Annotated in this window: 4 protein-coding genes; all 4 read left to right on the top strand. The window is 70.8% G+C overall.

The annotated features are described in order from the left end of the window. The first annotated feature begins 147 nt into the window (after positions 1 to 147). Positions 148 to 1080 carry a ribose-phosphate pyrophosphokinase gene (locus B8460_RS04830; protein ID WP_048860446.1) on the top strand — a complete coding sequence of 311 codons (933 nt, stop codon included), beginning with the start codon at positions 148 to 150 and terminating at the stop codon, positions 1078 to 1080. 102 nt (positions 1081 to 1182) lie between these two features. Next, on the top strand, positions 1183 to 1803 hold the full coding sequence (locus tag B8460_RS04825) for a glutathione S-transferase family protein (protein ID WP_048860445.1): 621 nt from the start codon (positions 1183 to 1185) through the stop codon (positions 1801 to 1803). Beyond that, positions 1800 to 2360 (top strand): histidine phosphatase family protein, encoded by a 561-nt coding sequence (locus B8460_RS04820; protein WP_048860444.1) that lies wholly within the window; start codon positions 1800 to 1802, stop codon positions 2358 to 2360. Before B8460_RS04825 ends, B8460_RS04820 begins: the two co-directional genes overlap by 4 nt. Before the next feature lie 96 nt (positions 2361 to 2456). After that, positions 2457 to 3083, top strand: a 627-nt coding sequence (locus B8460_RS04815) for a 50S ribosomal protein L25/general stress protein Ctc (protein ID WP_048860447.1), incomplete at its 3' end; no start/stop codon positions are given.

Here is a 3083-nt window from a genome sequence, read left to right as displayed (position 1 = left end):
CCGGGTGCCCGTCCGGCCGCGCCGGCCGGCCGGGGCGACGGGCCGCCCACGCCGACACCCTGATGCGCGGCCGGGATGCGCGGCCGGCAAATGGACACCGAAGTGACGCATTGCTAGACAGTGGCCGCCGCCAGCGGACAGGTGCCCATGAAGATCGTTGCCTGCAACAGCAACCGCCCGCTTGCCGAGGCTGTCGCGGCCAAACTCAATCTGCCGTTGACCCGCGCCTCCGTCCGCCGCTTCGCGGACATGGAGGTGTTCGTGGAAATCCACGAGAACGTCCGTGGCGAGGACGTGTTCGTCATCCAGTCCACGTCGTATCCGGCGAACGACAACCTGATGGAACTGCTGATCACGCTGGACGCGCTGCGGCGCGGCTCCGCGCGGCGGGTGACGGCGGTGATCCCGTATTTCGGGTATGCGCGGCAGGACCGGAAATCCGGCCCGCGCACGCCCATCTCGGCCAAGCTGGTCGCCAACCTGATCACCGAGGCCGGGGCCAACCGGGTGCTGACCCTCGACCTGCATGCCGGCCAGATCCAGGGGTTCTTCGACATCCCGGTCGATAATCTCTACGCCGCCCCGCTGTTCGCCCGCGACATCCAGGAGCGCTATGCGGGGCGCGACGTGATGATCGTCTCCCCCGATGTCGGCGGCGTGCTGCGCGCCCGCGCGATCGCGACGCGGCTCAACACCGACCTCGCCATCATCGACAAGCGCCGCGAGCGCGCCGGCGTGTCGGAAGTGATGAACGTCATCGGCGACGTGGAGGGGCGCGATTGCGTCCTGGTCGACGACATCGTCGATTCCGGCGGCACGCTGTGCAACGCCGCCGCCGCCCTGATCGAGAACCGCGCCCGCAGCGCCAGCGTCTATGTCACGCATGGCGTGCTGTCGGGCGGCGCGGTCGCGCGCATCGCCTCCTCCCCGATCGAGATGATGACGATTACCGACAGCATCCTCGCGACTGAGGCCGTGCGCGTCGCGCATAACGTCCGACAGATTACCATCGCGCCGCTGGTGGCCGAGGCGATGCGGCGGATCAGCGACGAAAGCTCGGTCAGCTCGCTGTTCGACTGAGCGCCCGGCCGCCGCCCCGCCCGTGCCCTGCTTCCCGCCAGCCGCACCCGCCGCAACAGCCGCACTCGCCGCACTCGCCGCAACAGACGCAAAGGACGCGCCATGAAACTTTTCTACGCCCCCGGCGCCTGCTCGATCGGCATCCACGTCCTGCTGGAGGAGATCGGCAGGCCGTACGAGACGGAGCGCGTCGATTTCATGGCCGGTGCGCAGCTCAAGCCGCTCTTCGCCGACCTCAACCCCAAGCGCAAGGTGCCGGTGCTGGTGCGTGACGACGGCAGCACGCTGACGGAGTTTCCGGCGATCGCCTATTACCTCGCGCGCACGAGCCCGGCCGCGGGGTTGTTGCCGGACGACGTGGAGGCGGCGGCGCGGGCGTTCGAGCTGATGGAGTACGCGGTCTCGACCGTGCACATGCAGGGGTTCCAGCGCATCTTCCGCCCCCGCAACTTCACGCCGCACGAGGTCGATTACGACGCGGTGAAGGCCCGCGGGCGGGAGATTTTCTTCGGCGGCCTGTCGCTGATCGACGAACGGCTGGGCGACACGCCCTATGCGGTCGGCGACACGCCGAGCATCGCGGACGCGGCGCTGTTCTATGTCTCGTTCTGGGGCCGCGATCGGCTGCACGAGGCGCTGCCGCCGCGTGTCGATGCCCTCTATACCCGCATGAAGGCCCGCCCGGCCGTGCAGCGTGTCATGCAGCGCGAGGGTTTCGCGTGATCCGCCCGATCGGCTTCTGGTTCCTCCGCCACGGCGAGACCGACTGGAACGCGCAGAACCTGGCGCAGGGCAACGTCGACACGCACCTGAACGAGCACGGCCTGCAGCAGGCGCGCGACGCGGCGGCGCTTCTGGTCGGCCGCGGCGTCGCGAGCATCGTCGCCTCGCCCATGCGGCGGGCGCAGCAGACGGCGCATATCGTGTCCGAGACGCTCGGCCTGCCGATCCATGACGAGCCGGAGCTGCGCGAGGTCGCGTTCGGCGTGATGGAGGGTCAGCCGATGCTGGCCGACTGGTTCAACGACTGGGTCGCCGAGAAATCGACGCCGACCGGCGGGGAGACCTTCGCCGAGCTGCGCACGCGCACCACCGCGGCGCTGGACCGGGCGCTCGACCGGCCGCCGCTGCTGCTGGTGATCGCCCACGGCGCCGTGTTCCGCTCCCTGCGCTCCGCCATGGGCCTGCCTCCCAATATCCGCCTGCCCAACGCCGTCCCGGTCTTCTGCGCGCCCCCCGCCGCCGGCGCCGGCGCATGGGAGGTGCAGCCGGCCGGCTGAGCCGGCCCGGTTGCGTCGGGGCCGCCTTCCCGCTACACCGCGCGGCTGCGCCGGCACCCCTGGAGGCCGGCGCTTTGCTTTGCAGGAGAGCGAACGATGGCCAATGTGACGGTGTTGCAGGCCGCGTCGCGCGAGCGGGCCGGTAAGGGGGCGGCGCGTGCGACACGGCGAGCGGGCAGGGTGCCCGCGGTAATCTATGGTGCCAAGACGGCGCCCACCCTGATCGCGCTCGATCCGCGCGACGTGCTCAAGGAGCTGCATCGCGGCGGCTGGCGGTCGCGCCTGTATCAGGTGACGGTCGACGGCGACGTGACGCGCGCGCTGATCCGCGACGTGCAGTTCCACCCGGTGTCCGACGCGCCGCTGCATGTCGACTTCCAGCGCCTCGCGCCCGGCGAGCCGATGCGCGTCTCGGTCCCCGTGTCGTTCGAGGGCGAGGCGGCGAGCCCCGGCCTCAAGCGCGGCGGCGTGCTGAACGTCGTCCGTCACGCGGTCGAGGTGTATGCCGATCCGGACCACCTGCCGGAAAAGTTCGAGGCCGATCTCGGCGCGCTCGACATCAACGACAACGTGCGCTGGACCGACCTGAAGGGCACCGAGGGCGCCCGTCCGGTGATCGCCGACCGCGACTTCGTCATCTGCACCGTCGCGCCGCCCACCGTCGTCGCCGATGCCGGCGGCGAGGGCGAGGGCGCGGCGCCGGGCGCCCCGGCCAAGGGTGGC

This window comes from Acidisphaera rubrifaciens HS-AP3 (genome assembly GCF_000964365.1).
Lineage (GTDB): Bacteria > Pseudomonadota > Alphaproteobacteria > Acetobacterales > Acetobacteraceae > Acidisphaera > Acidisphaera rubrifaciens.
The sequence above is the reverse complement of the archived record's forward strand: the minus strand, read 5'-3'. Positions and strand labels throughout refer to the sequence as shown.

Excerpts from the sequence above, each read along its gene's own strand:
- B8460_RS04830 (WP_048860446.1), top strand. The coding sequence starts at position 148 with ATGAAGATCGTTGCCTGCAACAGCAACCGCCCGCTTGCCGAGGCTGTC.
- B8460_RS04825 (WP_048860445.1), top strand. The coding sequence starts at position 1,183 with ATGAAACTTTTCTACGCCCCCGGCGCCTGCTCGATCGGCATCCACGTC.